The following is a 27,000-nucleotide window of genomic DNA, read 5'->3' on the forward strand; positions in this document are numbered from 1 at the left end:
GGAGGCCATGCTGCCTGATGGGGGGCGGTTCGCACACGGGGTGGGTGTTGCGCTCTGAGCGCACGGGCCCGGGAGTGCGCTTCGGGGGCGGCCGGGGGCGGTGCGGGGTGCGGCCGGGGGCTGCGACTCCGCGGCCCCAGGGGCTCTATGGCGTGAAATCGCCGTTTGCTGTTGTATGCAGGACGGCATTACTCGGCTTATCCCGCCGTAATACGCGTCCGGCCGTATTCATCGGCGGGGAGCACGCCCGAGCGTTCCGACCGCGAACGCGGAATGCGGGGATAAGCCTGAAGCACCGATGCCTCGGGTAGGTCATCGCCGGCCGGGAAAAGCCCGGCACCGTTCGACCGTGACAACGGATTGCACTCGTCCCCGAAAAGGAGAACCAGCATGGTTGTTCGCAGGCTGCTCGCAGGCGCAGGTGTCGGAGCCCTGGTCGCCTTCGGCGCACTGGCCGTTCCGGCGCAGGCAGCGCCGGTCCAGGCGGCCCCGGTGGCCCAGGTCGCCCCGGCGGCGTTGCCGGACGTGGGGATTCTGTCCTGTCCGAACGGGGCACCCGCGGCGGCGCCGGGCTTCCGCTGTCTGTCGTCGTACACATCGAACGCGGAGTGCGTCCGGGGGGTTGCCCGCAATATCGAAGTCACTCCGGCGACCGAGGGCTACTGCACCTACTACAACGGCCGCTACTGGGGCTTCGTCAACCACTGAGCCCCGAGCCGAAAGGCCCCGGACCGTGGCGGTCCGGGGCCCCATTCACGATCACCGGAAATCGACGGAAAAGGAAATGTGCCCGATACAGGTCCGAGGCGTCCTTGTTTCCCCGGAGTTCACCTCGGAATCTTCACTCGACGGCGGTGCCGTCGGCCGGGGAATCACCCGCGATCTGCTCGTGGTGGCGGATGACCTCGGCAATGATGAAGTTCAGCAGCTTCTCGGCGAAGGCCGGGTCCAGTTTCGCCGATTCGGCGAGTTCGCGGAGGCGCTGGATCTGGCGGGCCTCACGGGCCGGGTCGGCCGGGGGCAGCTGGTGGCGGGCCTTGAGATGGCCGACCTGCTGGGTGCATTTGAACCGTTCGGCAAGCATATGGACCACGGCCGCGTCGATATTGTCGATGCTGCCCCGCAGGCGGTCCAGTTCGGCCCGGACGTTCTCGTCGATGTCGCTGGTGGTCATGGTCGTCGAGCTTACGCGGGGCCGGACGGGGGCGGCCCGGGGCGTTCAGGGTGCGGACGGAAGGCCCCGGGCGGGGGGACGGGGTGTACGGGAGGGGCGGGCGGGACCCCGGAAGGCCGCCGCCCGCCCCGTAGCCGTACCCCGGTCGCTACAGCGTCGCCGCCGCGGCCTTGATCTGGGCGGCGAAGGTCGACACCTCCGCGTAGACCCCCGGCAGACCCGGCCGGGCGCAGCCCTCGCCCCAGCTCACGATGCCGACCTGGACCCACTCGTTGGCGTTGTCGCGGCGGAACATGGGACCGCCGGAGTCGCCCTGGCAGGTGTCGACGCCGCCCTGGGGCAGCCCGGCGCAGATCTCCTCGGAGTCCACGAGACCGGGGTAGGCCTGGCGGCACGAGGCGTCGGAGACGAACGGGACCTGGGCCTTGAGCAGATAGCGCTGCTGCGCGCCGCCCTCGCGGGCCGCGCCCCAGCCGGCGACCTGGAAGGTGCCGCTGTTGTACGCGGTGGACTCGGCGATCTTCAGGAGGGGCAGGTTGATCGGCTGGGCGAGCTTGACCAGGGCCCAGTCCTTGCCCGTGCCGTTGTAGCCCGGGGCCCGGTAGATCTTGGTGGAGCGGACCTTCACCGCGCTGGGGCTCTGGAGGTCCACGACGCCCGCGGTGGCGGTGATGCTGGTGTTGTTCCCGGTGGGGCCGACGCAGTGCGCGGCGGTCAGCACGATCTGCTGGGTGATCAGGGAGCCGCCGCAGCCCATGGAGAGCCGGACCATGAAGGGGAACTCGCCCTGGGCGGCCCGGACGCCGCCGACGACGGGCGGGGGCGCGGCGAAGGCGGACGCGGGCTGGAGGCTGAGGGCCGCGAGGGCGACGGTGGCGGCTGCAACGACTCTCTTGAGCGTACGCATGAGCTTCAAGGGACAGCCTTTCGTGGGGGGGTAGCCAGGGGAAGTGCCCTGCCGGGACCGGCACCGAAGCGCCAGACATGTCATGGTCCCGACAAGACCTGACCGGATTATGGACAGGGCTCACCGGACGCCACAAGGAGCGGTTTCCGGCCAGTGGCCAGGGTGCGGCCGGGCCGGGTGGCCGGGATGCACGGGGCACCGGGGTACGGCCGGGCCATGGCCGGGATACGACCGGCGGAGTCCGGACAGCCGGCCGCCGGATCCCGGGGCGCCCCCGGAAGCCGCGCCGTACAGTGGATTGCGGGCGTCCCGACGTCGCACGAGGGGTAGGGAACGTGGTGGCGAAGGACGGAGTGGGCAGCAGGGACGGCGGCCCGGTCGTTCATGGATTCCCGCACCTCGACACCGTGCGCGCGGCGATCACCGCCCTGCACCGCAGGCTCTCCCCCGAAGCACTGGGCCGCTACGCCCCCAGCGTCCTCCCGGCCGATGTCGCCTTCGCCGACGCCGACGACCTCCATCTGGGGACCCAGCGGATCGCCCGGGCGCTGGTCCGGCATCTGAAGCTGCCGGACGCCCGGATGATCGTCGGCTTCCGGGAGATGGAGTACGCGGCGAGCGTCGAACTCACCGCGGGCCCGGAGTACTTCATCGAGCTGAACAACCGCTTCCGGACCCACCGCCGGGACATCGGGGCGGCCCTGGCCCACGAGGTCACCCATGTCCTGCTGCACCGGCTGGGCCTGTCCTTCCCCGGCACCGGCGACAACGAGATCCTCACGGACACCGTGACCACGTATCTGGGCGCGGGCTGGCTGCTGCTGGACGCGTTCCGCGAGGACGCGGTCTCCCGGCAGAAGCTCGGCTATCTCACCCCGGAGGAGTTCGGCTACGTCCTCGCCAAGCGGGCGCTGGTCTTCGACGAGGACCCGTCGCCGTGGTTCACCTCCCCGCAGGGGTACACCGCGTACACCCGCGGCCGTGACCGGGCCCGGCGCGACGCCAACAGACCGCCGCTCACCGCCGCGGGCTGGACCGGCCGCCACCGCTATGCCCGCGACCGGCGGTACGCGCGCGAGCATCCGTCGGCCGGGGCCCCGGGATCGGGCGCCTACGCCTTCGAGCACGGGCCGGACGGCGGAATGCGGGTCTCCTTCCCCTGCCCCACCTGCCACCAGCGGATCCGTCTCCCGGTCCGGGGGCGGGTCAGGGCCCGCTGCGGGCTCTGCCGCACGATTCTCGAATGCGAGACCTGAGGCCCCTCTCCTAACCTCGGCGTATGACGGAACTGCTCACGGCGGTGTACGAGGGCGATGCGGACGCGGTCGCCGGGCTGCTGGCGGCGGGGGCGCCCGCGGATTCCTCCGACGAGGAGGGCACGACCGCGCTGTATCTGGCGGCCGTCCTGCTCGGTGACGTACGCCTCGTCCGTCCGCTGCTGGCGGCGGGCGCCGATCCGGAGCGACCGGGCGGCGACGGCGCGCTGCCGTTGTGCGGGGCCGCCGTTCACGGTGGTACGGAGGTGGTCCTGGCCCTGCTGGCGGCGGGTGCCCGGCCGGACGGGCGCGAGTCGGACGGCTGGACTCCGCTGGCCTGGGCGGTCCGCAACGGCCATGTGCCGGTGGTACGGATCCTGCTGGAGCACGGCGCCGATCCGTCGCTGCCCGCCCCCGACGGCACCCTCCCCCTGGTCGCCGCGGCGATCCGCGGTTCGGTCGGCACCGTACGCGCGCTGCTGGACCGGGCCGCCCCCGGCCGTACCGCGGCCCTCGCCGAGGCCCGCGCCCGCCGGGACCGCGATCCGGAGGCCGAGCTGCGCGCTGCGCTCCTCGCACGGTACGACGAACCCCTCGCCACCAGGACCCGGCGGGTGCCGGGAGACGACGGTGTGACGGTCGTCGTCGAACTCCTCCGGAACGGCAACCTCGTCGCGAGCGACGAGTGCGGGACGGGCCATGCGGAGATCGCCGCGCTGCTGGAAGCCGCGGACCGAACGGCCGAGGACTGAAGGGGCTGCGGGTTGAGGGGGCCGCGGGCTCCCCGGGCCACCTCGCGGCGCGGCCTCAGCCCGCCCCGTACACCGCCCCCGGCTCCTGCGCACGCGACAGCAGTTCGCGTACGGCCCGGCCCGTCGCCCGGGGCGTGCGGCGGGCCGGGGAGTCGGCGGTGGGGCCCGGCCGCCAGCCCTGCATCACCGTCAGCCGGCCCGCCTCCGCCTCGATGACCCGGCCCGTGACGCCCGCGCTCTCCGCCGAGCCCAGCCAGACCACCAGCGGCGCCACGTCCTCCGGGAGGGCGGCGAGATCCGCGAAGACGTGCTCCGTCATCCGGGTGCGGGCGGCGGGGGCGATCGCGTTCACCAGGACGCCGTAGCGGGCCAGTTCCGCCGCCGCGACCAGGGTGAGGCCGACGATGCCCGCCTTGGCCGCGGCGTAGTTCGCCTGGCCCACGCTGCCCAGCAGGCCCGCGCCCGAGGTGGTGTTGACCACCCGCGCCTCGGCGGGCCGGCCCGCCTTGGCCTCGGCGCGCCAGTGGGCCGCCGCGGCGCGCAGTGGCAGGAAATGGCCCTTGAGGTGGACCCGTACCACCGCGTCGAAGTCGTCCTCGGTCAGATTGACCAGCATCCGGTCCCGTACGAAGCCCGCGTTGTTGACCAGGGTGTCGAGCCGTCCGTAGGTGTCGAGTGCGGTGGAGATCAGTGAGGCGGCGCCCGCCGCGGTGGTGATGTCGCCGCCGTGGGGGACCGCTTCGCCGCCGCCCGCGCGGATCTCCGCGACCACATCGGCCGCCGGGCCCGCCGAAGCGCCCGCGCCGTCGGGGCCCGCGCCCAGGTCGTTGACCACGACCTTCGCCCCTTCGGCGGCGAAGGCGACGGCGTGGGCCCGGCCCAGTCCCCGGCCGGCGCCGGTCACCACCACGACCCGGTCCGCGCAGATACCCGTCATCCCGCTTCTCCCCTCTCCGGGCCGGAGGTCCGGTTCACCGTGGCGGCGGCGAGGAACGCCGGGCGCTCCCCGCCGCCGTGGACGTGCAGGGACGCCCCGCTGATGTACGCCGCCCGGTCCGAGGCCAGGAACACGGCCGCGTCGCCCACGTCGGCCGGTTCCGCGAGCCGTCCCAGCGGGACCGTGCGCCCCACGGCCGCGACGCCCTGCTCGTCGCCGTAGTGGCGGGCGGCGAGTTCGGTTCTGACCGCGCCGACGACCAGGGTGTTCACCCGTACCTCCGGCGCCCATTCGACCGCCATCGACCGGGCCAGGCTCGCCAGCCCCGCCTTCGCGGCGCCGTAGGCGGCCGAGCCCGGCGACGGCCGGTCCCCGCTCACGCTGCCGATCATCAGCACCGAACCGCGGGCGGCCCGCAGATGCTCGTACGCCGCGATGCTCGCGGTCAGCGGCGCCGTCAGATTGAGGGCGAGGACCCGGGCGTGCCGGGCCGCTCCCCCGTCCGCGAGCGGCCGGTAGGGCGTTCCGCCCGCGTTGTTGACCAGGCAGTCGAGGCGTCCGTACCGGCGGACGACCCCGGTGAAGAACTCCCCCACCGCGTCCGTGTCCCGCAGGTCGAGGGGGAGGTAGACCGCGCCGTCCACCGGGGTGGCGGGGGGCCGCCGGGCGCAGACGACGACCGTCCCGCCCGCTGCCAGGAACGCCCGGGCGATGCCCGCGCCCACCCCCCGGGTGCCGCCGGTGACGACCGTGACTCTCCCGTCCGGCTCCATCCGCTGCTACCTTCCACCTAACAAACGTTTGGTGGAAAGGTAGCTGATCCTGTCATGGGTGTCTCCACCACGGACCCGGCCTCGGACCCGGCGGCCGGGGTCCGCGTCGTCACGGCGGCCTATCCGCCCGTCAACGCCCTGCCCGTACAGGGCTGGTACGACCTGGCCCGCGCGGTCCGTGCCGCCGGGGCCGATCCGGATGTGCGCTGTGTGGTGCTGGCCGCCGAGGGCCGCGGTTTCAACGCGGGCGTCGACATCAAGGAGCTCCAGCGCGACGGAGGCCCCGACGGTCCCGGAGGACGCAGCGGGCCCCGGACGGCGCTGCTGGGCGCCAACCGGGCCTGCGCCGAGGCCTTCGCGGCGGTGTACGAGTGCGAGGTGCCGGTGGTCGCGGCGGTCGGCGGCTTCTGTCTGGGCGGCGGGATCGGGCTCGTCGGCAACGCGGACGCGATCGTCGCCGCCGACGACGCCGTCTTCGGGCTGCCGGAGCTGGACCGCGGCGCCCTCGGGGCCGCGACGCATCTGGCCCGGCTGGTGCCGCCCCATCTGATGCGCGCCCTGTACTACACCTCGGCCACGGTCACCGCCGGGGAGCTGCACGGCCACGGTTCGGTGTGGCGGGTCGTCCCGCGCGCGGAACTGGCCGCCGCGGCGCTGGAACTGGCGGTGGACATCGCCCGTAAGGACGGCACCCTGATCCGGCTCGCCAAGGCCGCGATCAACGGTATCGACCCCGTCGACGTCCGGCGCAGCTACCGCTTCGAGCAGGGGTTCACCTTCGAGGCGGCGCTCGGCGGGGCCGGTGACCGGGTCCGCAGCACCTTCGGCCGGGGCTCCGGCCGCGCCTCGGGCCAAGGCCTCGGCCAGGACGGTGAGGCATGAGCGGCGGGAAGGTGATGTCGGCCGACGAGGCGATCGGCGGGCTGCGCAGCGGGATGACGGTCGGGATCGGCGGCTGGGGCGCGCGCCGCAAGCCGATGGCGCTGGTCCGGGCGCTGCTGCGGTCGGAGGTGACCGATCTGACGGTGGTCTCGTACGGCGGTCCCGATATCGGTCTGCTGGCCGCCGCGGGCCGGATCCGGAAGCTGGTGACCGCGTTCGTCACCCTGGACTCGGTGCCCCTCGAACCCCACTACCGGGCCGCCCGTGAGCGCGGCGCCTTCGCCCTGAGCGAGATCGACGAGGCGATGTTCCTGTGGGGGCTGACGGCCGCGGCCAACCGGCTGCCGTTCCTGCCGGTACGGGCCGGGCTCGGCTCGGATGTCATGCGGGTCGATCCGGAGCTGCGGACGGTCCGTTCGCCGTACGGGGACGGGGAGGAGTTCGTGGCGATGCCCGCGCTGCGGATGGACGCGGCGCTGGTCCACCTCGACCGCGCCGACCGGCGGGGCAACGCCTGCTATCTGGGCCCCGATCCGTACTTCGACGATCTGTTCTGCGAGGCGGCCGACACGGCGTACGTCTCCTGCGAACGGCTCGTCGACGGCTTCGGGGACGTACCGGCGCAGCGGCTGCTGGTCTCCCGGCACGCGGTGACCGGCGTGGTCGAGGCACCGAACGGCGCGCACTTCACCTCGTGCGCCCCCGGCTACGGGCGGGACGAGGCGTTTCTTCGGATGTACGCGAGCACGCCGTGGGAGGAGTTCGCCGGACGGTTCCTGGGCGGGGACGAGCAGGCGTACCGGTCGGCTGTCGAGGCGTGGCGGGAGGAGACGCGATGAGCGGCGGTACGGCGGCGGTGACCCGGGCCGAGTACTGCGTGGTCGCCTGTGCGGAGGCGTGGCGGGGCGCCGGGGAGGTGCTGGCCGCCCCGATGGGGCTGATCCCCTCCCTCGGGGCCCGGCTGGCCCGGCTCACCTTCGCCCCGGACCTGCTGCTGACGGACGGTGAGGCGCTGCTCGTCGGACCCGACGGGGCGGCCGAGGGCTGGCTGCCGTACCGCAGGCATCTGACGATGGTCACGGGCGGGCGGCGGCACGTGATGATGGGCGCGAGTCAGCTCGACCGGCACGGCAACCAGAACATCTCCTGCATCGGCCCGTGGGAGCGCCCGGACCGGCAGTTGCTGGGGGTGCGCGGGGCGCCGGTGAACACCCTCAACCATCCCGTCAGCTACTGGGTGCCGCGGCATTCCCGGCGGGTGTTCGTGGAGCGGGTCGACCTGGTGTGCGGGGTGGGCTACGACCGGGCCGCGGCGGCCGGGCCGAGCGCGACCCGCTACCACCGGATCGACCGGGTCGTCACCGATCTGGGGGTCTTCGACTTCGCGACCCCGGACCGGTCGATGCGGCTGGTTTCGGTGCACCCCGGGGTGACGGTGGAGCGGGTGCGGGAGGCGACCGGCTTCCCTCCGGCCGTACCGGAAGGTGGTGTTCCGGAGACGCGGGAGCCCACGGCCGGGGAGCTGCGGCTGATCCGGGAGCGGCTGGACCCCGAGGGGCTGCGGGAGCGGGAGGTACCGGGCGGATGACGGGGGCGGTGGTCATGGAGACGGCGTTCACCCGGCTCACCGGGGTCCGGTATCCCGTTGTCCAGACCGGTATGGGCTGGGTCGCCGGGCCGAGGCTGGTGTCGGCCGCCGCGAACGCGGGCGCTCTGGGGATCCTGGGCTCGGCCACGATGTCGCCCGCCGCGCTGCGGTCGGCCGTCCGGGAGGTGCGGTCGCGTACGGAGGCGCCGTTCGGGGTGAATCTCCGCGCGGACGCGGCGGACGCCCGGGAGCGGGTGCGGATCGTCGTCGACGAGGGGGTACGGGTCGCCTCGTTCGCCCTGGCGCCGTCGCGGGAGCTGATCGCCGAACTGAAGGACGCGGGCGTGGTCGTGATCCCTTCGGTGGGGGCGCGCCGGCATGCCGAGAAGGTCGCGGCGTGGGGCGCGGACGCGGTGATCGTGCAGGGCGGCGAGGGCGGCGGCCACACCGGGGAGGTCGCCACGACGGTGCTGCTGCCGCAGGTCGTGGACGCGGTGGGGATCCCGGTGGTCGGCGCCGGGGGCTTCCGCGACGGCCGGGGGCTGGTGGCGGCGCTGGCGCTGGGCGCGGCCGGGATCGCGATGGGCACCCGGTTCCTGCTGACGTCGGACTCGACGGTGCCGGATGCCGTGAAGGGGCGGTATCTGGCGGCGGGAGTCCAGGACGTGACGGTCACCCGGGCGGTGGACGGGCTGCCGCACCGGATGCTCCGCACGGAGCTGGTGGATGCGCTGGAACGCCACGGCCGCGCCCGGACCCTGGCCCGCGCGGCCCGCCACGCGGCGTCCTTCCGGCGCCTGTCGGGGCTCTCGTGGCGGGCCCTGCTCCACGACGGCCTGGCGCTGCGCCACGGCCGGGAGCTGTCCTGGAGCCAGGTGCTGATGGCCGCGAACACCCCGATGCTGCTGCGGGCGGCGATGGTGGAGGGCCGTACGGATCTGGGAGTGATGGCGGCGGGCCAGGTCACGGGCGTGATCGACGATCTCCCGAGCTGCGCGGAGCTGATGGAACGGGTGATGGGAGAGGCGGCGGGGGTGGTGCGGGGGCTGGCGGGGGAGGTCTGATCCCCGGGACGGTGTACACGGATCCGCGTACACTGAGGCCATGACCGATCACCTCAGCATGCGGGAGACCCGCGCCAGGCTCCCCGAGATCCTGAACCGGGCCGAGTCCGGCGAGGCCACCGTGATCACGCGCAACGGCAGGCCCGTCGCCGCGGTGGTGCCCCTGGACGAGTACAGCGCGCTGGAGGACGCAGCGGACGAGCTGCTCGCGCGCGAGGCCCTCCGGCACCTCGACGAGCCGACGAGTTCGATGGCCGAGGTACTCGCCGATGTCTTCGGCGAACGGGACGGGGAACCGGCCGGAAGGACCGACGCCGCGTGAAGTACGCGTTCCGGTTCACCGCCGCGGCCAGGCGGCAGCTCAAAGCGATTCCGCAGTACGACGCCATGCGCATTCTCACCGCGCTGACGCCCCTCGGCGACGACCCTCGGCGCGAGGACGCCGACATCAAGAAGCTCTCGGGGCACGACAGCCTCTACCGGCTGCGGGTCGGCGACTACCGCATCGCCTACACCGTGGACGACGGTGAACTCATCGTTCTCCTGGTCAAGGTGGGCCATCGGCGCGATGTGTACCGGACCCTCTGAGTGCGGGCCCCGCTGACCACGGCCGGGACGCCCGCGCCGACGTCCGGTGGTCGTTGACCGCTGTCCTCAGCCGGCGTCGGTGCGGTCGCCGCTCACAGCCGTTCGATGATCGTGACGTTCGCCAGTCCGCCGCCCTCGCACATCGTCTGGAGGCCGAAGCGGCCGCCCGTGCGTTCCAGTTCATGGAGGAGGGTGGTCATCAGCCGGGCGCCGGTCGCGCCCAGGGGGTGGCCCAGGGCTATCGCCCCGCCGTTGACGTTGACCCGGGCCGGATCCGCGCCGGTCTCCTTCAGCCAGGCCAGGACGACCGGTGCGAAGGCCTCGTTGATCTCGACCAGGTCGATGTCGTCGAGGGAGAGGCCGGTCTTCTTCAGGGCGTACGCGGTGGCCGGGATCGGGGCGGCGAGCATCCGGATCGGGTCGTCGCCGCGGACCGAGAGGTGGTGGACGCGGGCGCGCGGGGTCAGGCCGTGGTCGTGGACCGCGCGTTCGCTCGCCAGCAGCAGGGCCGCCGCCGCGTCGGAGATCTGGGAGGAGCAGGCGGCGGTGATCGTGCCGCCCTCGACCACGGGGGCCAGGGCCGCCATCTTCTCCGCGGTGGTGTCGCGGCGCGGGCCCTCGTCGGTGGTCAGCTCGCCGTACGGCACGGTCTCGCGGGCGAACCGGCCCTCGTCGATCGCCCGGACCGCCCGCCGGTGGGAGCGGAGCGCGTACTCCTCCTGGTCGCGGCGGGTGATGTGCCAGCGGCGGGCGATCAGTTCGGCGCCGTGGAACTGGTCGACGGGCGCGTCGCCGTAGCGGGCCCGCCAGCCCGCGCTGCCCGCGAAGGGGCCTTCGGTGAGTCCGAGGGGACCGGCGGCTTGCCGGGACGCGAAGGCGATCGGGACCATGGACATGTTCTGCACCCCGCCCGCGACGACCAGGTCCTGGGTGCCGGAGAGGACCGCCTGGGCCGCGAAGTGCAGCGCCTGCTGGGAGGAGCCGCACTGGCGGTCGACGGTGACGCCCGGCACCTCCTCCGGCAGTCCGGCGGCCAGCCAGGCCGTCCGGGCGATGTTCCCGGCCTGCGGGCCGACGGTGTCCAGACAGCCGAAGACGACGTCGTCGACGGCCGCCGGGTCGATGCCGGAGCGTTCGACCAGGGCCGTCAGGACATGGGCGCCGAGGTCCGCGGGATGGACCGCGGCCAGTGCCCCGCGGCGCCTGCCCACGGGGGTGCGTACCGCTTCGACGACATAGGCCTCGGCCATCTCGGTCCTCCCTCTCGCGGCTAACGGGGCCGCGGACTCGGTGTGCCGGTTCCGGTACCGGCGGTATCGGTGCCGACGGTTCCGGTGCTCACGGCGATTCCGTCCAGCACCATCGACAGGAACTGCCGGGCGATCTCCTCGGGTCCGTACCGCCCGTCCGGCCGGTACCAGGACGCGGCGACCCAGACCGTGTCGCGCAGAAAGCGGTACGCCAGCCCGGTGTCGAGGTCGGCGCGGAACACACCGGCGGCGACGCCGCGCTCCAAGGTCCCCGTCCACAGCTCCTCGAACCGGCGCCGCGACTCGTCGAGATAGCCGAAGCGCGGCTGGCCCGCCAGATGCGGGGACTCCTTCTGGTAGATCGCGACGGCGGCGCGGTGCCGGTCGATCTCGCGGAAGGACTCGGTGACGAGGGCCTCGACGGTCTCGCGGGGGCCGAGCCCGGCGGCCAGTACGGCGTCGTAGCCGGCCCACAGCTCGTTCAGGAAGGCCGAGAGGATCTCGTCGAGCATCGACTCCTTGGAGTCGAAGTGGTAGTAGAGGCTGCCCGCGAGCATGCCCGCCTCGTCGGCGATACGGCGGACGGTGGTGGCGTTGTAGCCGTGGGCCGCGAAGACCTCGGCGGCGACGTCGAGCAGTTCACGGCGGCGTTCCGGGGCGGCGTTCACCCGGGACTTCGCCACCGGGCCCTTCGTTCCGGACGACCCTGACGAGCCGGAGGTCCCGTCCGGTCTCTCCGTTCCTGATGTTCCTGTTGTTTTTGTTGTCTTTGTTGTTTTTGGTGCTCCGCTCGGTCCTGCCGGTCCGGTGGTTCCGGTCGTTGCGTCCGGGGTGTTCGCTCTGCTCGTCTTCGGCACACCTTCATTGTCCGCCTCCGGTTGCCCACTCCCCCGTACCGTCCACCCCCGGCCGTCACCGCTCACGCCCGTCTGCTGCTGACCGGGACGATCTCGCCCGTCATATAGGACGAGTAGTCCCCCGCCAGGAAGACGATCACATTCGCGACCTCCCACGGCTCGGCGTACCGGCCGAACGCCTCGCGCTCCACCAGCTCCGCCAGCAGCTCGGCCGAGGTCGCCTTCACCAGATGGGGATGCATGGCGAGGCTGGGCGCGACCGCGTTGACCCGGACTCCGTACGCCGCGGCCTCCAGCGCCGCACACCGGGTCAGGGCCATCACCCCGGCCTTCGCCGCCGCGTAGTGGGCCTGCCCGGTCTGGGCGCGCCAGCCGAGGACCGAGGCATTGTTGACGATCACTCCGCCACGGCCGCTGTCGCGGAAGGCCCGCAGGGCGGCGCGGGTGCACCGGAAGGTGCCGTTCAGAGTGGTGTCGAGCACCCGGTCCCACTGCTCGTCGGCCATGTCGACGAGGGCCGCGGTGCCGCCGAGCCCGGCATTGTTGACGACCACGTCCGGGCCGCCGTGCTCCTCGGCGACCCGGGCGAAGAGCGCCCGTACCTGCTCCTCGTCGGTGACGTCGCAGGGCTGCGCGGCCACCGCGTCCGCGCCGAACTCGTCCGCGAGCGCGGCCCGGGACTCCGCGAGCCGCCGCCGGTGGGCATCGCTGAGCAGGACCTTCGCCCCCTCCTCCAGAAACCGGCGGGCGGTGGCGCCGCCGATCCCGGCCCCGGCCGCGGCGGTGACCAGTGCCGTACGGCCCCGGAGCAGACCGTGGCCCGGCACATAGGCGGGCGGCTCGCCCAGCGGACCCCGGCCGGCCCGCTCGCCGCTCCCGGTCTCCCTGTCGCTCTCCACCCGAAGCACGTTAACCTACCAAACACTTGTTAGGGAAGGATGGGTGTGCCGATGGACCTGCACCACTCCCCGGAGGAGACCGCCTTCAGGGCCGAGGCCCGGCAGTGGCTCTCGGCGCATGTACCCCGGGCACCCCTGCCGTCGCTGGAGACCCGGGAGGGTTTTGCCGCGCACCGCGCATGGGAGGCGGAGCTGGCGGCCGGCCGCTGGTCCGCGGTGGACTGGCCCGCCCGCTACGGCGGCCGGGACGCCGATCTGGTCCGCTGGCTGGCCTTCGAGGAGGAGTACTGGTCGGCGGGCGCCCCCGGGCGGGTGTCGCAGAACGGCATCGCCCTGCTCGCGCCCACCCTGATGGACCACGGCACCGAGGAGCAGCGGGCCCGGATCCTGCCGCCGATGGCCCGCGGCGAAACCGTCTGGGCCCAGGCCTGGTCGGAGCCGGAGGCGGGCTCCGATCTGGCGGCGTTGCGCTCGCGGGCGGTCCGCACCTCCGGCGGCTGGCTGCTGACCGGGCAGAAGACCTGGTCGTCGCGGGCGGCGTTCGCGGACCGGGCGTTCGGGGTGTTCCGCAGCGATCCGGACGCGGCGCGCCCGCACGACGGGCTGACGTATCTGATGTTCGGTCTGGAGGCGCCGGGGGTGACGGTGCGGCCCGTGGGGCGGCTCGACGGGAAGCCCGCGTTCGCGGAGATCTTCCTGGACGAGGTGTTCGTCCCCGACGAGGACGTGATCGGGGAGCCGGGGCAGGGCTGGCGGATCGCGATGTCGGCGACGGGGAACGAACGGGGGCTGACCCTGCGCTCCCCGGGCCGTTTCCTGGCCGCGGCGGAGCGTCTCGTACGGCAGTGGCAGGCGGCGGGTTCGCCGGAGGGCGCGCTGCGGGACCGGGTCGCGGACGCCGTGATCGGGGCGCGGGCGTACCAGCTGTTCACCTGGGAGGCGGCGGCCCGGTGCGCGGCCGGCGGGCGGCTCGGCGCCGAGTCCAGTCTGAACAAGGTCTTCTGGTCGGAGTACGACATCGCGCTGCACGAGACGGCGCTCGACCTGCTGGGCGGGGAGGGCGAGTTCGCGGACACGGAGTGGGCCGAGGGGCATGTGTTCGCGCTCGCCGGACCGATCTACGCGGGCACGAACGAGATACAGCGGGACATCGTCGCCGAGAAACTCCTCGGCCTGCCGAAAGGACGCCGCTGATGCATTTCGCGCTGGAGGAGGAGCAGCGGGCGTTCGGCAGGTCGCTCGACGCGCTGCTGACCGCGGCGGACGTGCCGTCGGCGGCCAGGGCCTGGGCGGAGGGGGATCCGGCGCCGGGGCGGGCGCTGCTGGCCCGGGTGGCGGACGCGGGGCTGGTGGCGCTGGCGGTGCCGGAGGAGTACGAGGGGACGGGCCGGCTCCCGGTGGAACTCGCCGTGGCCCTGGTGGAGCTGGGGCGGCATGCGGTGCCCGGGCCCGTGGTGGAGACGGTGGCCGCGGCGTCGCTGCTGGCCGGGCTGGCCCCCGGGCGGCGGAAGGCGGCGGACCTGCTGCCGGGGCTGGTGCGCGGGGAGGCGCTCGCAACACTGGTGGCCCCGGGCGGGGGGCCGTACGCACTGGACGCGGACGTGGCGGAGACGGTGATCGTCGTGGATCCGGCGGCCGCGGAGGTACGGATCGCACCGGGGCACGGGCCGGTCCGGGTCTCCACCGATCCGGTCCGGCGGCTCGCGCTGCCGGACACCGGGGGCGAGGTGCTGGCCCGGGGGCCCGCCGCGGTGGCCGCGGGGTTACGGGCCGGGCAGCTGGCCCGGCTGCTGACGGCGGCGCAGTGCCTGGGCACGGGGCAGGCGCTGCTGGACCGTACGGTCGGCCATGTGCGACAGCGGGTGCAGTTCGGCGCCCCGGTGGGCGGCTTCCAGGCGGTCAAGCACCGGCTCGCGGACACCCTGATCGGGCTGGAGTTCGCCCGGCCGCTGGTGTTCGGCGCGGCCGTGACACGGGATGTCCGGGATATCGCGGCGGCGAAGGCGGCGGCGGGCAGGGCGGGTTACGCGGCGGCCCGTACGGCGCTCCAGCTCCACGGCGCGATCGGCTACACGGAGGAGTTCGACCTGGCGCTCTGGCTCCGCCGGGCCCGCCCGCTGCGCGACGCCTGGGGCACTCCGGCGCAGTGCCGGGACGCCGTGCTGACGGCGTCGCCGGACGGCTGACGCCCGCGCCGGGCGCTCGCGAGGGGCTTCTTCAGCTGCGGCGGCGTGTCGTCGCCGGGGCGCCCGGACGCCAGGATTCCACCACCAGTTCCGCGCCGTCGACCCTGGTCCGTACGGCCTCCCCGAGGTCCGCCCGGAAGAGGTGGAACTCCCCCGGCGGCGGTCCGGCCGCCTCGCGGAAGCGGTCGAACTCCGCGCCCGCGGTGACCTCGACCGCCCGGCCGGAGATCCTGGCATCGCCGTCGGCCATCGACTCCACGGTGCCCGGGTTGGCGTGCAGCGAGAACCGGGGGTCGCGCAGAAGGTCCTTCGCCTTCCACGAGCCGGGCATCATGCCGAGGTAGACCTCGCCGCCCAGGAACGTGATCTCCAGTCCGCTCACCCGGGGTGAACCGTCCCTGCGGAGCGTGGCGAGAACGTGGTGGGTGTGCTCCTCGAAGCGGCGGCGTACGGCGTCGGCGAGTGCGGGTTCGGCGGTCCGGAAGTCCGCCCAGGAGGTGGTGCCGGTGTTCATGGAGTTCATGGCCTCCACTCCACCAGGTAATCCGGACAGCTTCTGTCCGACTTTCCGAGGGGCCGGACGGATGCGGATGCGCTCTCCGCCGCGGGCGTGCTGTGCTGGGTGTGGTGGGCAGCAGGCCGCCGCCGTGGCGACGGGGAGGCAGGGCCCGCCGCCGAGGGAGGCCCTGATGGCGATCTTCATGCATGCCGCGCTGCCGGGTGTGACGGCCGCGCAGTACGACGAGCTGAACTCCGCGCTGCAAGAGCTGCCGGGCGACACCTTCGCGGGCTGTCTGGCCCATGTGTGCGCCGTCGGCGAGAACGGGCTCGACATCTACGACCTGTGGGAGTCCCAGGCGGCGATGGATGCCTTCGGCGCGAAGATGATGCCGGTGGCGGAGCGGTTCGGCTGGGGCGTGACCCCCGCGCCGCCGACCGTCGCGGAGGTGTACCGCTACTGGATTCCCGACGGGTCCTGAGATCCGGTCCGCGGAATCCCCCGACTGACCCGACGGCCGGGACGGGAGGAGACGGCTCCTACTGGATGATGCCCTGTGCCCGCGCGGCCGCCAGCCAGCGGGGGAACTCGCCCACCATCCGGTCGTACAGTTCACTGTCCGGCACCCGCCGCGGGTCCTCACCGGCGTGGAAGAAACCGGCGTTGTCCACCACCCGCTTCTCCGGGACGGGCAGTTCGTCGAGTTTGCGGAGGAAGTCGAACTGTCTGCTGTGGGTGTTCCCGAAGCCGATGAACTGCCAGAACAGCGGCAGCTTCGAGGATTTGCAGAGATAGCGTTCGGCGGCGAGCTTGTTGATCGGGCCGCCGTCGGTCTGGAAGATCACCAGCGCCGGGTCGACGGCCCCGCTGTCGATGTAGTGGTCGATGACGGCGTCCATCGCCAGGTGATAGCTAGTCTTTCCCATATGGCCGAGCCCGGCGACGATCTTCGCCACCCGCCCGTGGTGGTCGCCGAGGGCGATATCCGTGACGGCGTCGATATCGGTGGAGAAGAAGACGGTCGGCACCCGGCCGTCGTCGTCGAGGTTGACGGAGAGGCCGAGCACCCGGTCGGCCAGGGCCTGCACACTGCCGTCCCGGTAGTAGTCCTTCATCGAACCGGAGTAGTCGAGGACGAGATAGACGGCGGCCCGCAGTCCGCCCAGACCGTGCCGGTGCAGGGAGACCCCGGCCGACTTGTAGAGGTCGACCAGCTCCGGGGCCTGCTCCTCGACCTTCCGCAGACTGATCGCCGGTCCCCCGGCGGTACGCCAAACGGCCATGCACACGGCTCCGTTCCCTCGGTCCGGCGGTGCGCCGAAACACACGCGAGCAGCACCAGGAGCACGGCGGCACGGCTCCGGCGGACGCATGATCGGCAGATCGCCTCGTATGCCGAGATTACGTCAGGTGTACGACAGTTGATGCCGTTCGGCCGGGATCACCGGCCCCGCGGTGAGGGGGTGATCCCGGCCGGGACACGCCGCAGCGCCTGCCCGGTGTCCGGTCGGGGACGGGGCAGGCGCCGCGATCAGTTCCGTACGCCGTTGTACGGGACGTCTTCCGGCCCTCCGGCGGCTTTCGCGTACCGGAGTGCCGCGGGTCGTCTCCCGTGGATCCGGCCGGGTCGGCCGGGCCAAGGGAGAGACTTCCCGGGTCAGACCGTCAGAGCACGGTCCGTCGGGCGGATCGGGGCGGGCAGTTCGCTCGCGCCGGTCAGGAAGCGGTCGACGCCGCGCGCCGCCGAACGGCCCTCGGCGATCGCCCAGACGATCAGCGACTGGCCGCGGCCGGCGTCACCGGCGACGAATACCCCGTCGACGTTGGTCGCGAAATCGGCGTCGCGGGCGACATTGCCGCGGTCGTCCAGCTCCAGGCCGAACTGGTCGACGAGCCCGTTGGACCGGTCGGTGCCGGTGAAGCCCATCGCCAGCGTCACCAGCTGGGCCGGGATCCGGCGCTCGGTGCCGGCCCTCGGGGTGAGCTTCCCGTCGACGAAGTCGACCTCCACCAGGTGCAGGGCGGCCACATTGCCGTCCTCGTCGCCCTCGAAGCGGGTGGTCGAGACGGCGTACACGCGCTCGCCGCCCTCCTCGTGGGCCGAGGTCACCTTGTAGAGCATCGGGAACGTCGGCCACGGCTGGCCGGCGCTGCGCTCCTCGCCCGGCCGGGGCATGATCTCCAGCTGGGTGACGGAGGCCGCGCCCTGCCGGTGGGCGGTGCCGACGCAGTCCGCGCCGGTGTCGCCGCCGCCGATGACGACGACGTGCTTGCCCTCGGCGGTGATCGGCGGGGCGACGAAGTCGCCCTCCTGCACCTTGTTGGCGAGCGGCAGGTACTCCATCGCGAAGTGGATGCCGTTCAGCTCCCGGCCGGGGACGGGCAGATCGCGGGAGACGGTCGCCCCGGCGGCGATGACGACGGCGTCGTAGCGGCGGCGCAGCTGGGCCGCGTCGACGTCCACGCCGATCTCCACCTCGGTGCGGAACTTGGTGCCCTCCGCGCGCATCTGCTCGATGCGGCGGTTGATGTGCACCTTCTCCATCTTGAACTCGGGGATGCCGTACCGCAGCAGTCCGCCGATGCGGTCGGCCCGCTCGTAGACCGCGACGGTGTGGCCGGCCCGGGTGAGCTGCTGGGCGGCGGCCAGACCGGCCGGTCCCGAGCCGATCACGGCGACCGTCTTGCCGGAGAGCCGCTCCGGGGGCTGCGGGGTGACGTCGCCCGAGTCCCACGCCTTGTCGATGATGGAGACCTCGACGTTCTTGATGGTGACCGCGGGCTGGTTGATGCCCAGCACACAGGCCGCCTCGCAGGGCGCGGGGCAGAGCCGCCCGGTGAACTCGGGGAAGTTGTTGGTGGCGTGCAGCCGCTCGGAGGCGGCGGCCCAGTCCTCCCGGTAGGCGTAGTCGTTCCACTCGGGGATCAGATTCCCGAGCGGGCAGCCGTTGTGGCAGAACGGGATGCCGCAGTCCATGCAGCGCCCGGCCTGCTTGCTGATGATCGGCAGCAGGGAGCCGGGGACGTAGACCTCGTTCCAGTCCTTGAGGCGCTCACCGACCGGACGGGTCTTGGCGACCTCGCGGCCGGTGGTCAGGAAGCCCTTGGGGTCAGCCATGGGTCGCCGCCTCCATCATCTTCTCGGTGGTCTCCTGCTCGGAGAGACCGGCGAGCTCAGCGGCGTCCTTGGCGGCGAGCACTGCCTTGTACGTGGTCGGGATGATCTTGCTGAAGCGGGCGGCGTTCGTCTCCCAGTCGGCGAGCAGCTTTCCGGCGACGGTGGAGCCCGTCTCCTCCTGGTGGCGGCGCACGACGTCGTGCAGCCACTGCCGGTCGGAGTCGGTCAGCGGCTCGACGGCCGCCAGATTTCCCGCGTTGACGTTGTCGCGGTCGAGGTCGACGACGTACGCGACACCGCCGGACATACCGGCCGCGAAGTTGCGCCCGGTCTCGCCGAGGACGACGGCGTGGCCGCCGGTCATGTACTCGCAGCCGTGGTCGCCGACGCCCTCGGAGACGACGGTCGCGCCGGAGTTGCGGACGCAGAACCGCTCGCCGGTACGGCCGCGGAGGAAGATCTCGCCGCCGGTGGCGCCGTAGGCGATGGTGTTGCCCGCGATGGTGGAGTACTCGGCGAGGTGGTCGGCGGCCCGGTCGGGACGGACGACGACCCGGCCGCCGGAGAGGCCCTTGCCGACGTAGTCGTTGGCGTCGCCCTCCAGGCGGAGCGTGACACCGCGGGGCACGAAGGCGCCGAAGGACTGGCCCGCCGAGCCGGTGAAGGTGATGTCGATGGTGTCGTCGGGGAGCCCGGCGCCGCCGAAGCGGCGGGTGACCTCGTAGCCGAGCATCGTGCCGACGGTCCGGTTGATGTTCCGGATCGCGACCTGGGCGCGGACCGGCTGGGCCGCCTCGGCGGACTCGGCGTTGAGCGCGTCGGCCGCCAGCTTCACCAGCTGGTTGTCCAGCGCCTTCGCCAGCCCGTGGTCCTGCTCGACCAGGGCGTGGCGGACCGCGCCCTCGGCCAGCCCGGGCACGTGGAACAGCGGCGCCAGGTCGAGGCCCTGCCCCTTGAAGTGGTGCACGGCGCGGGCGGTGTCCAGGAGTTCGGCGTGGCCGACGGCCTCCCGGAGGGTACGGAAGCCCAGCTCGGCGAGGAGCTCGCGGACCTCCTCGGCGATGAACTCGAAGAAGTTGACGACGTACTCGGCCTTGCCGGAGAAGCGGTCGCGCAGCACCGGGTTCTGGGTGGCGATGCCGACCGGGCAGGTGTCGAGGTGGCAGACGCGCATCATGACGCAGCCGGAGACGACGAGCGGCGCCGTGGCGAAACCGAACTCCTCGGCGCCCAGCAGGGCGGCGATGACGACGTCACGACCGGTCTTGAGCTGGCCGTCGGTCTGGACGACGATCCGGTCGCGCAGACCGTTGAGCAGCAGCGTCTGCTGGGTCTCGGCCAGGCCCAGCTCCCAGGGGCCGCCCGCGTGCTTGAGGCTGGTGAGCGGGGAGGCGCCGGTGCCGCCGTCGTGGCCGGAGATCAGCACGACATCGGCGTGGGCCTTGGAGACGCCCGCGGCGACGGTGCCGACACCGACCTCGGAGACCAGCTTGACGTGGATCCGGGCCTGCGGGTTGGCGTTCTTCAGATCGTGGATCAGCTGCGCGAGATCCTCGATGGAGTAGATGTCGTGGTGCGGCGGCGGGGAGATCAGTCCGACGCCGGGGGTGGAGTGCCGGGTCTTGGCCACCCAGGGGTAGACCTTGTGGCCGGGCAGCTGGCCGCCCTCGCCGGGCTTGGCGCCCTGGGCCATCTTGATCTGGATGTCGTCGGCGTTGACGAGGTACTCGCTGGTGACGCCGAAGCGGCCGGAGGCGACCTGCTTGATGGAGGAGCGGCGCTCGGGGTCGTAGAGGCGCTCGGGGTCCTCGCCGCCCTCACCGGTGTTGGACTTGCCGCCGAGGCGGTTCATCGCGATGGCGAGGGTCTCGTGCGCCTCGCGGGAGATGGAGCCGTACGACATGGCACCGGTGGAGAACCGCTTGACGATCTCGGAGACCGGCTCGACCTCGTCCAGCGGCACCGGCTCGCGGCCCTCGGCGAAGCCGAAGAGCCCGCGGAGCGTCATCAGCCGCTCGGACTGCTCGTTCACCCGGTCCGTGTACTGCTTGAAGATGTCGTAGCGGCGGGTGCGGGTGGCGTGCTGGAGCCGGAAGACGGTGTCCGGGTCGAAGAGGTGCGGCTCGCCCTCGCGGCGCCACTGGTACTCGCCGCCGATGTCCAGCGCGCGGTGCGCCGAGGCGACCCCGGACACCGGGTACGCCTTGGCGTGGCGGGCGGCGACCTCGCCGGCGATCACCGCGATACCGGCGCCGCCGATCTTGGAGGCGGTGCCGTCGAAGTAGGTGCCGACGAAGCCCTCGTCGAGGCCGATGGCCTCGAAGACCTGGGCTCCGCGGTAGGAGGCGACGGTCGAGATGCCCATCTTGGACATGACCTTCAGCACGCCCTTGCCGAGGGCGTAGATGAGGTTGCGGATGGCCTGCTCGGACTCGATGCCGTTGATGAAGGTGTCGGCGCGGACGAGGTCCTCGACGGACTCCATGGCCAGGTACGGGTTGACCGCGGCGGCGCCGTAGCCGATGAGCAGCGCGACATGGTGGACCTCGCGCACATCGCCCGCCTCGACCAGCAGCCCGACCTTGGTGCGCTGCTTGGTGCGGATGAGGTGGTGGTGCACGGCGGAGGTGAGCAGCAGCGACGGGATCGGCGCGTGCTCGGCGTCGGAGTGCCGGTCGGAGAGGACGATCAGCCGGGCGCCGTCCTCGATGGCGGTGTCGGCCTCGGCGCAGACGGCCTCCAGCCGGGCGGCGAGCGCATCGCCGCCGCCGGAGACCCGGTAGAGACCGGAGAGCGTGACGGCCTTCATCCCCGGCATGTCGCCGTCGGCGTTGATGTGGATGAGCTTGGCCAGCTCGTCGTTGTCGATCACCGGGAAGGGGAGGGTGACGCTGCGGCAGGAGGCGGCGTTGGGGTCGAGCAGATTGCCGCCGGGGCCCAGCGACGAGTGCAGGGACGTCACCAGCTCCTCGCGGATGGCGTCCAGCGGCGGGTTCGTCACCTGCGCGAACAGCTGGGTGAAGTAGTCGAACAGCAGCCGGGGCCGCTCGGAGAGGGCGGCGATCGGGGAGTCCGTGCCCATGGAGCCGATCGGCTCCATGCCGGTGCGCGCCATGGGGGCGAGCAGGACCCGCAGCTCCTCCTCGGTGTAGCCGAAGGTCTGCTGGCGGCGGGTGACGGAGGCGTGGGTGTGGACGATGTGCTCGCGCTCGGGCAGATCGCTCAGCTCGATGGTGCCCGCGTCCAGCCACTCGGCGTACGGCTGCTCGGCGGCGAGCGACGACTTGATCTCGTCGTCCTCGATGATCCGGTGCTCGACGGTGTCCACGAGGAACATCCGGCCGGGCTGGAGGCGGCCCTTGCGGACGACCTTGGCGGGGTCGATGTCGAGGACGCCGACCTCGGAGGAGAGGACCACCAGGCCGTCGTCGGTGACCCAGTAGCGGCCGGGGCGGAGTCCGTTGCGGTCGAGGACCGCGCCGACCTGGGTGCCGTCGGTGAAGGTGACGCAGGCGGGGCCGTCCCAGGGCTCCATCATCGTGGAGTGGTACTGGTAGAAGGCGCGCCGGGCCGGATCCATGGAGTCGTGGTTCTCCCACGCCTCGGGGACCATCATCAGCACGGAGTGCGGCAGCGAGCGGCCGCCGAGGTGGAGCAGCTCCAGCACCTCGTCGAAGGAGGCGGAGTCGGAGGCGTCCGGCGTACAGACCGGGAAGATGCGGTCCAGCTCGCGCTCGCCGAAGACGTCGCTGACGAGCTGGGACTCCCGGGCCCGCATCCAGTTGCGGTTGCCCTTGACCGTGTTGATCTCGCCGTTGTGGGCGACGAAGCGGTACGGGTGGGCCAGCGGCCAGCTCGGGAAGGTGTTGGTGGAGAACCGGGAGTGGACGAGGGCGATCGCGGTGGCGAGGCGCCGGTCCGACAGGTCCGGGAAGAAGGGCTCCAGCTGCCCGGTGGTGAGCATGCCCTTGTAGACGATGGTGCGGGCGGAGAGGGAGGGGAAGTACACCCCGGCCTCGCGCTCGGCACGCTTGCGCAGGACGAAGGCCTTGCGGTCCAGGGCCAGGCCCGTGCTCCGGCCGTCGGCGACGAAGAGCTGGCGGAAGACCGGCATGGTGGCGCGGGCGCCGTTGCCGAGGAGGTCGGGGGTGACCGGGACCTCGCGCCAGCCGAGGACCGTGAGGCCCTCCTCACGGGCGATCGTCTCGATACGCGAGACGGCGGTCTCGGTGGCGCTGTCCGTACCGTCCGTCGCCTCGGTGGCGTCGGTGGCGCTGTGCGGCAGGAAGGCGGTGCCGACGGCGTACGCGCCGGGCTCGGGGAGCTCGAAGCCGCTGACCTCGCGGAGGAACGCGTCCGGCACCTGCAGCAGGATTCCGGCGCCGTCCCCCGAGTCGGGTTCCGATCCGGTCGCGCCGCGGTGCTCCAGATTCCGCAGGACCGTCAGCGCCTGTTCCACCAGCTCATGGCTGGCCACACCGGTAAGGGTGGCCACGAACCCGACACCGCAGGCGTCGTGCTCGTTACGGGGGTCGTACATCCCCTGGGGGGCGGGGCGACCGTCCATGGGCGACCAGGCGTCGGAACGCATCGGCTCTCCCGTCGTCGTCGTGGCATGTGCTGTGCCGAGGGACGACGTTGGCCCTCTGCGAAATTTCGTGCAGGTTACATGATGGAATGATTCCCGAGAAGTGGATTTCTCATTCCAGCATGCGGACAACCGCGGTGGGTGTGTGGTCGTGGGTTCCGTGCCGGGGATCGGATGTCGAGCCGGGAGATTGCGGATTCCGCTGGACCGGGGGCGAGCGGGCTTCATTGCCCGCGGCGCCTGTGGCTCATGCCCGGTGACGGCGCTGTCGAAACCGCCCGCTCACCTGCTTTCGCGGGCGCCGGGCCCAGTGTCTCAGACCCGGCGGCCCAAGGCCCCTCCAGGTGGGCCTCCGGGGGATTTTCCCCAGGCAGGGCGGGCGGCGGCAGAAGCCGTACGCCCGGGCGGACCGGGGCGGTGCACCGCGGAACCCGGGGCGTGTAAGGCGTTACGGAGGGTGAAGGTACGGCCGCCGGGACGCACCGGAACCGGCGGCACGGGGCGCCCGTCCGGGTTCCGGACCGGGCCGACCGGGCGGGCCTGGGGCCCGTACGGGAGAGCGCGCCGCCACCCGGGCCCGGGGCCCACTGCGTCCGGCCGGGCTCCGGACCGGGCCGACCGGGCGGGCCTGGGGCCCGTACGGGAGAGCGCGCCGCCACCCGGGCCCGGGGCCCACTGCGTCCGGCCGGGCTCCGGACCGGGCCGACCGGGCGGGCTCCGGACCAGGCCGACCGGGCAGGCGCTCGGGCCCGTACAGGAGTGCACCCCGCTCCCGCGGACCGAACCCGGAAAACCCACCCCGTCCCGCCGGACGCCGGACCGGGCCGACCGGGCGGGCGCGCGGCCAGGCGACTCGGCGCGGCCGCCAACGACGAGCTCTTCTCCGACCGCGCTGAGCCTGATGCCCCCACGCCCGCCGTGTTCGACCCCGAGCCGGGAGCGCCGAAGCGGATCAGGGCCCGGTCATGGCCGCACCCGAGAGCACCCCGCTCCCCGGAGGGGCACCGCGTCCCGCCGGACGCCGGACCGGGCCGACCCGCGGGGCACCCGAGCCCGCACACGGGGAGCGCCCTACCCCCCGGCCCGACCCCGGATGGGCACCGCGTCCGGCCGGGCTCCGGACCGGGCCGGACCATCGGGGCGCCCGGGCCGACCGGGGAGCGCCCTGCCCGCGGCCGGAAGGCCCATGGCTGCCCCGCTCGCCACCGCTCGGCGCAGCCGAAGGGCGGGCCCGTGGAACCCGGCGGCCCCGCGGGGACGGCGCAAGGCGGCCCCCGCCGGTGGCTACAGCGCCGCGCCCAGCGCAGCGCCCAAACCGTAGGTGAGCGCCGCCGCCACACCGCCCAGCGCGAGCTGCCGCAGGCCGCTGAACCACCAGCTACGGGCGGTGACACGTGCCACAAGCGCACCCGCGCCGAAGAGTCCGATCAGGGCCAGCAGCACCGCGGGCCACAGCGCCGTCGCGCCCAGCAGATAGGGCAGCAGCGGCACCAGCGCGCCGAGGGCGAACGCCCCGAACGAGGAGACCGCCGCGACCAGCGGCGACGGCAGGTCGTCCGGGTCGATCCCCAGCTCCTCCCGGGCGTGGATCTCCAGCGCCTGCTCGGGATCGCGGGAGAGCTGCGCCGCGACCTCCCGCGCCAGCGCCGGCTCGACGCCCCGCGAGACGTACAGCGCCGCCAGCTCCTCCATCTCGTCCACCGGATGCCTGCGCAACTCGCGCCGCTCCACGTCCAGTTCCGCCTGGACCAGCTCCCGCTGGGAGGCGACGGAGGTGTACTCGCCCGCGGCCATGGAGAACGCCCCGGCCGCGAGTCCGGCGAGACCGGTGATGACGATGGTCTGCTGGGCGACGGCACCGCCCGCGACACCGGTCATCAGCGCCAGATTGGAGACCAGCCCGTCCATCGCCCCGAAGACCGCGGGCCGCAGCCAGCCGCCGTTGACGTCCCGGTGCGTGTGGTTGTCGCGATGCGCCTCGTGCAGGCTCGCGACGGACTCGATGACGGCCACGGTTCTCCCCTTCTGTCGTGCCCCGCCCTCCCGGGCGGCCGGGCCGCGGGCCCGGCCCGGGGGCCGGTTGCCGGGCAACCCTGAAGACCTCTTGCCCGCCGGAACGTTCGCCCCGGCGACCCCTTGAACTGTCCGAACGATCCGAACGATCGGAACGATCTCGAAAATACGCGCGATGTAAGGGGCGCGCCAGCAAGGCAGGGCATACTTACCTGGGCTCCAGCGGGTGACAATCAGCGCCATCAATGCATTTCTCGGTGGTTATCGGTGTTTCGCGGTCTTGTGACGCTTCGTGTGTGGCACAGATGCAGGCAACAGGCTCGCGCGCGAAAGGGGCCCGCATCATGGAGTTGGTTGCATGCAATCCCGTCGATCCGTTCGACGGCGCGCCACTACCCCCGACGGCCCCGGCCGGCCCGGCGCCGGTCCCCGCCGTCTCCGCCCCGCCCCTGCACGACCGGGCCTGCGGCGCGCTGCTGGGACTGGCGGTGGGCGACGCGCTCGGCGCCCCCGCGGAGAACATGCGGCCGTCCGAGATCCGCCGCCGCTGGGGCCGTATCGAGGGTTTCGTCGACAACGACCCGGCCGGTACGGACGACACCGAGTACGCGATCTTCTCCGGTCTGCTCCTCGCCCGCCACGGCTCCGCGCTCACCGTGGCCCATGTCGAACAGGCCTGGCACCACTGGATCGCCGACCTCGACGAGGGGCCCTTCCGCGGTGCGGGCTTCAGCGAACGCGGCACCCTGGAGAACCTCCGGCGCGGGCTCGCCGCGCCCATCTCGGCGCAGCACCGGCACGCGTGGAGCGACGGACTGGCCATGCGGGCCGCGCCGTTCGGGGTCTTCGCGGCGGGCCGCCCCCTGGAGGCGGCCCGGCTGGTCACGATCGACGGCTCCGTGAGCCACGACGGCGAGGGGATCTACGGCGGCCAGGCGGTCGCCGCGGGGGTCGCCGCCGCGATGTCGGGCGCGGGTCCGGCCGGGGTGATCGGGGCGGCCCTCTCGGTGATTCCGATGGACTCGTGGACGGCCCGCTCCTTGCGCCGGGGCGTCGTCACCGCGCAGCGCTCCTACCCCGACGCGCTGTCGATGGAGCGCGCGGTGCGCTCGTCGGTGGTCATCGGCGGCTATCCGTGGACGGACCTCGCGCCGGAGGCGGTGGGGCTGGCGTTCGGCGCGTTCACGGCGGCGCGCGGGGACTTCCGTACGTCGGTGCTCACGGCGGTCAACATGGGCCGGGACGCCGATACGACGGCTGCCGTCGCGGGGGCGCTGGCGGGGGCGGTCCAGGGCATCGGGGCGATTCCGGCGGAGTGGGCGGCGGCGATCGGACCGGTCCGGGGCAGTTGTCTGCCGTCGATGGCGGGCCATCACATCCTGGACATCGCCGATCTGCTGATCCCCGACGAGCTGCCGGGCCACGGCGGGGACCCGGAGGCGGCATCGTGACGACCGGTACGGAGGAGGGCCTGGCGCCCTCGGAACCGGCCCCCGACCCGGGCACGGGCACAGGCGCGGGCGCGCCCCACGACGCGGCACCGGACCCGGGCCCCGAGCGTGCCCCGGCTCCGGAGGCCGGTCCGCCCGGCGGCGGCCGGGAGCGCGGGGAGGAACCGTACGAGCCCGCCCCGCCCCGCCCGGAAGCGGGGACCGCCCGGACCACGGCC

At 73.0% G+C, this 27,000-nt stretch carries 25 protein-coding genes; 13 read left to right on the forward strand and 12 right to left on the reverse strand.

The window, feature by feature from the left end; all coding sequences use genetic code 11:
• Nucleotides 1-390: 390 nt before the first annotated feature.
• The gene (locus B7R87_RS06500) at nt 391-708 is read left to right on the forward strand and encodes a hypothetical protein (protein ID WP_006349876.1); all 318 of its coding nucleotides are present in this window, start codon (nt 391-393) and stop codon (nt 706-708) included.
• Nucleotides 709-841: 133 nt separating this feature from the next.
• Here the strand turns inward: B7R87_RS06500 and B7R87_RS06505 are convergent, their stop codons facing one another.
• Both B7R87_RS06505 and B7R87_RS06510 read right to left on the reverse strand, forming a co-directional pair.
• Complete coding sequence (locus tag B7R87_RS06505; protein ID WP_006349875.1) at nt 842-1,174, reverse strand: chorismate mutase; 333 nt, start codon at nt 1,172-1,174, stop codon at nt 842-844.
• A gap of 148 nt (nt 1,175-1,322) precedes the next feature.
• Complete coding sequence (locus B7R87_RS06510; protein WP_006349874.1) at nt 1,323-2,081, reverse strand: S1 family peptidase; 759 nt, start codon at nt 2,079-2,081, stop codon at nt 1,323-1,325.
• Between the two features lie 338 nt (nt 2,082-2,419).
• On the opposite strand from B7R87_RS06510, the gene B7R87_RS06515 reads away from it, so the two are divergent.
• Together B7R87_RS06515 and B7R87_RS06520 are read left to right on the forward strand one after the other, a co-directional pair.
• Nucleotides 2,420-3,337: a hypothetical protein gene (locus tag B7R87_RS06515; protein ID WP_006349873.1), complete on the forward strand. Its 918-nt coding sequence runs from the start codon at nt 2,420-2,422 to the stop codon at nt 3,335-3,337.
• Between the two features lie 23 nt (nt 3,338-3,360).
• Complete coding sequence (locus tag B7R87_RS06520) at nt 3,361-4,089, forward strand: ankyrin repeat domain-containing protein (protein WP_006349872.1); 729 nt, start codon at nt 3,361-3,363, stop codon at nt 4,087-4,089.
• 55 nt (nt 4,090-4,144) lie between these two features.
• Here B7R87_RS06520 and B7R87_RS06525 read toward each other — a convergent pair whose 3' ends face one another.
• Nucleotides 4,145-5,026 (reverse strand): SDR family oxidoreductase, encoded by an 882-nt coding sequence (locus B7R87_RS06525; protein ID WP_006349871.1) that lies wholly within the window; start codon nt 5,024-5,026, stop codon nt 4,145-4,147.
• A complete protein-coding gene (locus B7R87_RS06530) occupies nt 5,023-5,799 on the reverse strand; it encodes an SDR family oxidoreductase (protein WP_006349870.1) in 777 nt (258 codons plus the stop codon). The genes B7R87_RS06525 and B7R87_RS06530 overlap by 4 nt, the downstream gene beginning before the upstream one ends.
• Nucleotides 5,800-5,853: 54 nt before the next feature.
• On the opposite strand from B7R87_RS06530, the gene B7R87_RS06535 reads away from it, so the two are divergent.
• From B7R87_RS06535 to B7R87_RS06560, 6 genes are read left to right on the forward strand one after another with little or no spacing between them, the layout of a single operon-like run.
• Complete coding sequence (locus B7R87_RS06535; protein WP_006349869.1) at nt 5,854-6,681, forward strand: enoyl-CoA hydratase family protein; 828 nt, start codon at nt 5,854-5,856, stop codon at nt 6,679-6,681.
• Nucleotides 6,678-7,520, forward strand: coding sequence for a CoA transferase subunit A (locus B7R87_RS06540; RefSeq protein WP_006349868.1), 843 nt, complete (start codon nt 6,678-6,680; stop codon nt 7,518-7,520). The genes B7R87_RS06535 and B7R87_RS06540 overlap by 4 nt, the downstream gene beginning before the upstream one ends.
• Nucleotides 7,517-8,269 carry a CoA-transferase subunit beta gene (locus B7R87_RS06545; protein WP_006349867.1) on the forward strand — a complete coding sequence of 251 codons (753 nt, stop codon included), beginning with the start codon at nt 7,517-7,519 and terminating at the stop codon, nt 8,267-8,269. The genes B7R87_RS06540 and B7R87_RS06545 overlap by 4 nt, the downstream gene beginning before the upstream one ends.
• Before the next feature lie 14 nt (nt 8,270-8,283).
• Nucleotides 8,284-9,333 (forward strand): NAD(P)H-dependent flavin oxidoreductase, encoded by a 1,050-nt coding sequence (locus B7R87_RS06550; protein ID WP_040916605.1) that lies wholly within the window; start codon nt 8,284-8,286, stop codon nt 9,331-9,333.
• Between the two features lie 40 nt (nt 9,334-9,373).
• Nucleotides 9,374-9,655: a type II toxin-antitoxin system Phd/YefM family antitoxin gene (locus tag B7R87_RS06555; RefSeq protein ID WP_006349865.1), complete on the forward strand. Its 282-nt coding sequence runs from the start codon at nt 9,374-9,376 to the stop codon at nt 9,653-9,655.
• Nucleotides 9,652-9,921 carry a type II toxin-antitoxin system RelE family toxin gene (locus B7R87_RS06560; protein WP_006349864.1) on the forward strand — a complete coding sequence of 90 codons (270 nt, stop codon included), beginning with the start codon at nt 9,652-9,654 and terminating at the stop codon, nt 9,919-9,921. Before B7R87_RS06555 ends, B7R87_RS06560 begins: the two co-directional genes overlap by 4 nt.
• 92 nt (nt 9,922-10,013) lie before the next feature.
• Here the strand turns inward: B7R87_RS06560 and B7R87_RS06565 are convergent, their stop codons facing one another.
• From B7R87_RS06565 to B7R87_RS06575, 3 genes are all read right to left on the reverse strand, one after another.
• Nucleotides 10,014-11,171 (reverse strand): acetyl-CoA C-acetyltransferase, encoded by a 1,158-nt coding sequence (locus tag B7R87_RS06565; protein WP_006349863.1) that lies wholly within the window; start codon nt 11,169-11,171, stop codon nt 10,014-10,016.
• 20 nt (nt 11,172-11,191) lie between these two features.
• Nucleotides 11,192-11,854, reverse strand: coding sequence for a TetR/AcrR family transcriptional regulator (locus tag B7R87_RS06570; RefSeq protein ID WP_006349862.1), 663 nt, complete (start codon nt 11,852-11,854; stop codon nt 11,192-11,194).
• A gap of 236 nt (nt 11,855-12,090) precedes the next feature.
• Nucleotides 12,091-12,876: an SDR family oxidoreductase gene (locus B7R87_RS06575; protein ID WP_040916603.1), complete on the reverse strand. Its 786-nt coding sequence runs from the start codon at nt 12,874-12,876 to the stop codon at nt 12,091-12,093.
• Between the two features lie 102 nt (nt 12,877-12,978).
• On the opposite strand from B7R87_RS06575, the gene B7R87_RS06580 reads away from it, so the two are divergent.
• Together B7R87_RS06580 and B7R87_RS06585 are read left to right on the forward strand one after the other, a co-directional pair.
• Nucleotides 12,979-14,121: an acyl-CoA dehydrogenase family protein gene (locus B7R87_RS06580; protein WP_006349860.1), complete on the forward strand. Its 1,143-nt coding sequence runs from the start codon at nt 12,979-12,981 to the stop codon at nt 14,119-14,121.
• Nucleotides 14,121-15,113: an acyl-CoA dehydrogenase family protein gene (locus B7R87_RS06585; RefSeq protein WP_130584543.1), complete on the forward strand. Its 993-nt coding sequence runs from the start codon at nt 14,121-14,123 to the stop codon at nt 15,111-15,113. Before B7R87_RS06580 ends, B7R87_RS06585 begins: the two co-directional genes overlap by 1 nt.
• 31 nt (nt 15,114-15,144) lie before the next feature.
• Here B7R87_RS06585 and B7R87_RS06590 read toward each other — a convergent pair whose 3' ends face one another.
• A complete protein-coding gene (locus B7R87_RS06590) occupies nt 15,145-15,636 on the reverse strand; it encodes a pyridoxamine 5'-phosphate oxidase family protein (protein WP_040916599.1) in 492 nt (163 codons plus the stop codon).
• A gap of 166 nt (nt 15,637-15,802) precedes the next feature.
• Between B7R87_RS06590 and B7R87_RS06595 the strand changes: the two genes are divergently transcribed.
• Nucleotides 15,803-16,093, forward strand: coding sequence for a hypothetical protein (locus B7R87_RS06595; protein WP_006349856.1), 291 nt, complete (start codon nt 15,803-15,805; stop codon nt 16,091-16,093).
• 58 nt (nt 16,094-16,151) lie between these two features.
• On the opposite strand, the gene B7R87_RS06600 is transcribed toward B7R87_RS06595, so the two are convergent.
• The 4 genes from B7R87_RS06600 to B7R87_RS06615 form a co-directional block, all read right to left on the reverse strand.
• On the reverse strand, nt 16,152-16,895 hold the full coding sequence (locus tag B7R87_RS06600) for a vWA domain-containing protein (RefSeq protein WP_006349855.1): 744 nt from the start codon (nt 16,893-16,895) through the stop codon (nt 16,152-16,154).
• A 374-nt stretch (nt 16,896-17,269) separates the two neighbouring features.
• A complete protein-coding gene (locus B7R87_RS06605; protein ID WP_006349854.1) occupies nt 17,270-18,730 on the reverse strand; it encodes a glutamate synthase subunit beta in 1,461 nt (486 codons plus the stop codon).
• Nucleotides 18,723-23,321: a glutamate synthase large subunit gene (gene gltB, locus B7R87_RS06610; protein ID WP_040916597.1), complete on the reverse strand. Its 4,599-nt coding sequence runs from the start codon at nt 23,319-23,321 to the stop codon at nt 18,723-18,725. The genes B7R87_RS06605 and gltB overlap by 8 nt, the downstream gene beginning before the upstream one ends.
• A gap of 1,281 nt (nt 23,322-24,602) precedes the next feature.
• Nucleotides 24,603-25,331: a VIT1/CCC1 transporter family protein gene (locus B7R87_RS06615; protein ID WP_130584544.1), complete on the reverse strand. Its 729-nt coding sequence runs from the start codon at nt 25,329-25,331 to the stop codon at nt 24,603-24,605.
• A gap of 344 nt (nt 25,332-25,675) precedes the next feature.
• Between B7R87_RS06615 and B7R87_RS06620 the strand changes: the two genes are divergently transcribed.
• Nucleotides 25,676-26,782 carry an ADP-ribosylglycohydrolase family protein gene (locus B7R87_RS06620; RefSeq protein ID WP_006349851.1) on the forward strand — a complete coding sequence of 369 codons (1,107 nt, stop codon included), beginning with the start codon at nt 25,676-25,678 and terminating at the stop codon, nt 26,780-26,782.
• Nucleotides 26,783-27,000: the final 218 nt, after the last annotated feature.

Origin of the sequence: Streptomyces tsukubensis, assembly GCF_003932715.1 — a bacterium.
Lineage (GTDB): Bacteria > Actinomycetota > Actinomycetes > Streptomycetales > Streptomycetaceae > Streptomyces > Streptomyces tsukubensis.

Bases quoted from the DNA above. Each gene is read 5' to 3' on its own strand.
- B7R87_RS06520 (WP_006349872.1), top strand. From the start codon at position 3,361: ATGACGGAACTGCTCACGGCGGTGTACGAGGGCGATGCGGACGCGGTC.
- B7R87_RS06585 (WP_130584543.1), top strand. From the start codon at position 14,121: ATGCATTTCGCGCTGGAGGAGGAGCAGCGGGCGTTCGGCAGGTCGCTC.
- B7R87_RS06500 (WP_006349876.1), top strand. From the start codon at position 391: ATGGTTGTTCGCAGGCTGCTCGCAGGCGCAGGTGTCGGAGCCCTGGTC.
- B7R87_RS06555 (WP_006349865.1), top strand. From the start codon at position 9,374: ATGACCGATCACCTCAGCATGCGGGAGACCCGCGCCAGGCTCCCCGAG.
- B7R87_RS06530 (WP_006349870.1), bottom strand. From the start codon at position 5,799: ATGGAGCCGGACGGGAGAGTCACGGTCGTCACCGGCGGCACCCGGGGG.
- B7R87_RS06600 (WP_006349855.1), bottom strand. From the start codon at position 16,895: ATGGCCGTTTGGCGTACCGCCGGGGGACCGGCGATCAGTCTGCGGAAG.
- B7R87_RS06505 (WP_006349875.1), bottom strand. From the start codon at position 1,174: ATGACCACCAGCGACATCGACGAGAACGTCCGGGCCGAACTGGACCGC.
- B7R87_RS06620 (WP_006349851.1), top strand. From the start codon at position 25,676: ATGGAGTTGGTTGCATGCAATCCCGTCGATCCGTTCGACGGCGCGCCA.
- B7R87_RS06590 (WP_040916599.1), bottom strand. From the start codon at position 15,636: ATGAACTCCATGAACACCGGCACCACCTCCTGGGCGGACTTCCGGACC.
- B7R87_RS06595 (WP_006349856.1), top strand. From the start codon at position 15,803: ATGGCGATCTTCATGCATGCCGCGCTGCCGGGTGTGACGGCCGCGCAG.
- B7R87_RS06565 (WP_006349863.1), bottom strand. From the start codon at position 11,171: ATGGCCGAGGCCTATGTCGTCGAAGCGGTACGCACCCCCGTGGGCAGG.
- B7R87_RS06605 (WP_006349854.1), bottom strand. From the start codon at position 18,730: ATGGCTGACCCCAAGGGCTTCCTGACCACCGGCCGCGAGGTCGCCAAG.
- B7R87_RS06535 (WP_006349869.1), top strand. From the start codon at position 5,854: ATGGGTGTCTCCACCACGGACCCGGCCTCGGACCCGGCGGCCGGGGTC.
- B7R87_RS06510 (WP_006349874.1), bottom strand. From the start codon at position 2,081: ATGCGTACGCTCAAGAGAGTCGTTGCAGCCGCCACCGTCGCCCTCGCG.
- B7R87_RS06550 (WP_040916605.1), top strand. From the start codon at position 8,284: ATGGAGACGGCGTTCACCCGGCTCACCGGGGTCCGGTATCCCGTTGTC.
- B7R87_RS06540 (WP_006349868.1), top strand. From the start codon at position 6,678: ATGAGCGGCGGGAAGGTGATGTCGGCCGACGAGGCGATCGGCGGGCTG.
- B7R87_RS06545 (WP_006349867.1), top strand. From the start codon at position 7,517: ATGAGCGGCGGTACGGCGGCGGTGACCCGGGCCGAGTACTGCGTGGTC.
- gltB (WP_040916597.1), bottom strand. From the start codon at position 23,321: ATGCGTTCCGACGCCTGGTCGCCCATGGACGGTCGCCCCGCCCCCCAG.
- B7R87_RS06580 (WP_006349860.1), top strand. From the start codon at position 12,979: ATGGACCTGCACCACTCCCCGGAGGAGACCGCCTTCAGGGCCGAGGCC.
- B7R87_RS06525 (WP_006349871.1), bottom strand. From the start codon at position 5,026: ATGACGGGTATCTGCGCGGACCGGGTCGTGGTGGTGACCGGCGCCGGC.